Source organism: Lonsdalea britannica, assembly GCF_002111595.1.
Classification (GTDB): domain Bacteria; phylum Pseudomonadota; class Gammaproteobacteria; order Enterobacterales; family Enterobacteriaceae; genus Lonsdalea; species Lonsdalea britannica.
Window position 1 is genome coordinate 1 of the sequence record NZ_LUTN01000039.1, and the last position, 3,400, is coordinate 3,400.

A 3,400-nucleotide genomic window follows, 5' to 3' on the forward strand; every position below is an offset into this window, starting at 1 on the left:
TGTGTCGCGCGAACGCTGAATCCCTGTGGCGTCCGCGAGCGGACCGAGCGCCGCCGGGAGAGCGTGACGTCAGGCCGCGCGCCCTCTCGATCATCCCTGCGCCGACTTTCGGGCATACCCGACGGACGCGCGCAGGGCGATGTCGACATCAGGGACAAGATCGCGTCCGCCGGTAGGAAAACAGAAAAGGGCGAAGACGTCGCTGGCGGATTTTTATTCGAGCGTCTACGCTTGGCCGTTGTGTAAAAACTGGCCGGACTCGTTGTGATATTGCAAGTGTCGCCTTTCCGATACGGGCAGAGTGCGTCGGTGTCGCGATTGTCGCTTTTTTCATGCGGGCAGGTGGCGTCGGTGTCGCGATTGTCGCTTTTTTTATGCGGGCAGGTGGCGTCGGTGTCGCGATTGTCGCTTTTTTTATGCGGGCAGAGTGCGCCGGTGTCGTGAGTGTCGTCTTTTGAAGACGGGCAAATAGCGCCGGCGGTGGTCTATCGTGATTGCCCGATGTTGAGCGCTTTGGACGTTGTGCGGTTTTCACTTCCAGAGCCTGTTTTTCGCATCCCTCGATTTGAATTTCTGATGATTTTCCTTCCGCTCTGAACAACGCCAACCCTTGAGCCACGCGGCCTGCAAGGGTATGGACGCTATAATCTCGTTTACAATCTCCCCCCGATCGTCTCCGTAATGCTGTGTGTATTTCACTTCTCAAGGAGACTGTTATGCAAAGTAAAAAACGCCGCATCATGCGGCTTGAACGCCTGTTGGGCTGGCAACTGACGGCGCTGCTGCTGCTAGGCTGATCGCGCTGGTGTCGCCGCAGCAGCTGTCGGTGGTGATCTACAAGATCTCGCTGATTACGCTGGCGGCGGTGCTGGGCTACTGGCTGGATCGTTCGTTATTCCCGAAGGCCTCGTTGGGGCAGTATCTGGAGCACGATCCGGAGCAGATGGCGCGGGGGCATTATCCGGTGCGGGCCGGTGCCGAGCAGGTATTCGCCGCCGTGTTGCTGCGTCGCGCGATTATCGTCGCGGCCGTGTGTCTGTCTGTGGCGACGGGGTTGTAATCATGTTGTCGCCACAAACCGTGGGCCTGCTGTTGTCCGCGCTGCTGTTGGCGTCGTGGGCGGGCGCTCCGCGCTCCGCTCGCGCTGACGATCAGGCGCCTGCCGCCGCGCAGCGCTATCGCAGCGAGCTGATCCGCAGCGCTCGACTGGAGTGGGGGCTGTCTGCGCCCGTGGCCGACTTCGCCGCCCAACTGCATCAGGAGAGCGGCTGGAATCCGCAGGCGGTGTCGCCCGTCGGCGCGCAGGGGCTGGCGCAGTTTATGCCCGCCACCGCCGACTGGGTCAGCGGCATCATGCCCGAACTCAAGACTAATCAACCCTTTAATCCAAGCTGGGCCATCCGGGCGCTGACGCACTACGACCGTTGGTTATGGGAACGTCTGCGCGGCGACGACGCCTGCGAACGCATGGCGATGACGCTATCGGCCTACAACGGCGGACTCGGCTGGGTGCAGCGCGACCGGCGTCTGGCGGAGAAGCGCGGGCTGAACGGCCAGCGCTGGTTCTCCCACATCGCCGGCGTCAACGCGGGTCGCAGCGCGGCCAACTTCCGGGAAAATCGCCACTATCCGCAGCGCATCCTGATGGAACTGGCGCCGCGCTACCTGACCTGGGGAGGGGCCAGCTGTGTTCACTAATCTGATCCCCTGGCGCTGGCTCGGCGCTTTCGCACTCGTGCTGCTGCTGGCCTTTGGCCTGTACTACAACGGCTATACGCGCGGACACGCTCAGGCCGCCCGCGACGGCGAACTGGCGCTGAGCGAGTTGAAAAACCGTCACGAGCAGGCGCTGTTGGCGCAGGCCGAAGAGGATAACGAGGCCCTGACGGCCTGGCAGCAGCGCTATCAAGAGCAGGTTGTTTCAGCGGCGGAGGCGGAAAAGCGCTATCTCGCCACCGTCTCCGACCTGCGTCGCACCCATCAACAGCTACAGAGGAAAATTGATGATGTTACCCATCGTTGGCAAGATGAACGCGGCCAGAGTCACGCTATCGAGTGCGTGTTTACTGCTGGCTTCGTGCAGCAGTACAACGCCGCCTACGGCCTGTCTTCCCTCACCGCCGATGCGGGAAACCCCGCCGCCGCTGCCCGCCGCGCTGGCAGCGCGTCCGGAGCCGTTGCCGCCGTTGATCCCCGGCTACGCGATTCCGGCGTCGCCCAACGCGATCTCCTCGCTCACGCCACTGAAACCGGCGCCGCCTATCGACGGCTCGCCGCCCAGGTGAATGCGCTGCTGGACTATATCGCGGGGCTGGAGAGATGAAGGTCGAGATTGAATTCTGGACGCTGGTCGGCCTGCTTCTCTCCTTCATGGGCTTCGTTTTCGCCGTCGCGAAGATGTTTTTTGCCCAAATGGAGAAGCGTCAGGCCGAGCAGTTCCTGGCGCTGGACACCAGTTTCAGGACCAGCATGGGCGACCTCAACAGTCTGGAGCGCGAGTTTATGGCGTTCAAGGCCGATCTGCCGCTGAACTACGTCCGCCGTGAGGACTACATTCGCGGACAGACGGTGATTGAAGCCAAGCTCGACGCGCTCTACAACAAGTTGGAGCTGGTGCAACAGCATGGGAGATCCTAGCGGTGGAAATGTCTCGATTGCGTCAGGAGTCCATGCGTTGGCATGTCCTGGTGACGCTAAGCCGTGCGCGGCCGTATCCCGTCAGCCTGTTTTTTCTGCTGGAGGTGATTCGCGGGATATATCCCGATGTGACAGCGCCCGAATTGCGTAGGGCGCTGGACTATCTGACCGAAAGCCATACGGTCTCGGTCAAACCAGAGCCATATGGCAGCGGGACTGTGAGCCTGACCCGCCTTGGCGCGGATCTGGTCGACTATACGGTCGACAGCCTGCCCGGCATCGCTCACCCCACCAAATATTGGCACGACTAAACCTCAAGCGTCTCCGCGCGTCGTCTTCGTCGTGGAGACGCTTTTTTCATTCGGCGACGTCATTCCACACTTTCCACTGTCGCTATTCTCCGACAACGTCATGCTGATGTGTTCGTCTATTTTGGCCTGTGTCGTTTAAACCCGACGGCTGAAAGCGGTTGTCTCCCTTTTCTCCGGGCTTTTGTCGCCAGCGCCCGACGGCTGGATATCGATGTCTCTGTTTGCTTAGGGTTTTGTCGCCAGCACCCGACGGCTGATAGTCGGTATCTCTATTTGTTCAGGTTGTTGTCGCCTGAACCCGACGGATGGGCGTGGGATTGATACCTGCTCAATCGCTGTTATTTTCTGGCGACATTTCAAATGCTGCTCTCACCAGTCACCAGTCACCAGTCACCAGTCACCAGTCACCAGTCACCAGTCACCAGTCACCAGTCACCAGTCACCAGTCCACC

General features: G+C 60.6%; 5 protein-coding genes and 1 pseudogene. All 6 read left to right on the forward strand.

What is annotated here, in order from left to right; genetic code table 11:
* The coding region (locus tag AU509_RS18350; RefSeq protein WP_217809668.1) for a hypothetical protein at window positions 1–246 on the forward strand (246 nt) is incomplete at its 5' end.
* A gap of 470 nt (window positions 247–716) precedes the next feature.
* Window positions 717–1,060, forward strand: a pseudogene (locus AU509_RS17605) (putative holin).
* A gap of 2 nt (window positions 1,061–1,062) precedes the next feature.
* Window positions 1,063–1,698, forward strand: a complete 636-nt coding sequence (locus AU509_RS17610) for a transglycosylase SLT domain-containing protein (RefSeq protein WP_085651238.1) — start codon at window positions 1,063–1,065, stop codon at window positions 1,696–1,698.
* Window positions 1,688–2,323 carry a hypothetical protein gene (locus AU509_RS17615; protein ID WP_085651239.1) on the forward strand — a complete coding sequence of 212 codons (636 nt, stop codon included), beginning with the start codon at window positions 1,688–1,690 and terminating at the stop codon, window positions 2,321–2,323. Before AU509_RS17610 ends, AU509_RS17615 begins: the two co-directional genes overlap by 11 nt.
* Window positions 2,320–2,637, forward strand: a complete 318-nt coding sequence (locus AU509_RS17620) for a hypothetical protein (protein WP_026741167.1) — start codon at window positions 2,320–2,322, stop codon at window positions 2,635–2,637. Before AU509_RS17615 ends, AU509_RS17620 begins: the two co-directional genes overlap by 4 nt.
* A 32-nt stretch (window positions 2,638–2,669) precedes the next feature.
* On the forward strand, window positions 2,670–2,948 hold the full coding sequence (locus AU509_RS17625; protein WP_244200980.1) for a hypothetical protein: 279 nt from the start codon (window positions 2,670–2,672) through the stop codon (window positions 2,946–2,948).
* Window positions 2,949–3,400: the final 452 nt, after the last annotated feature.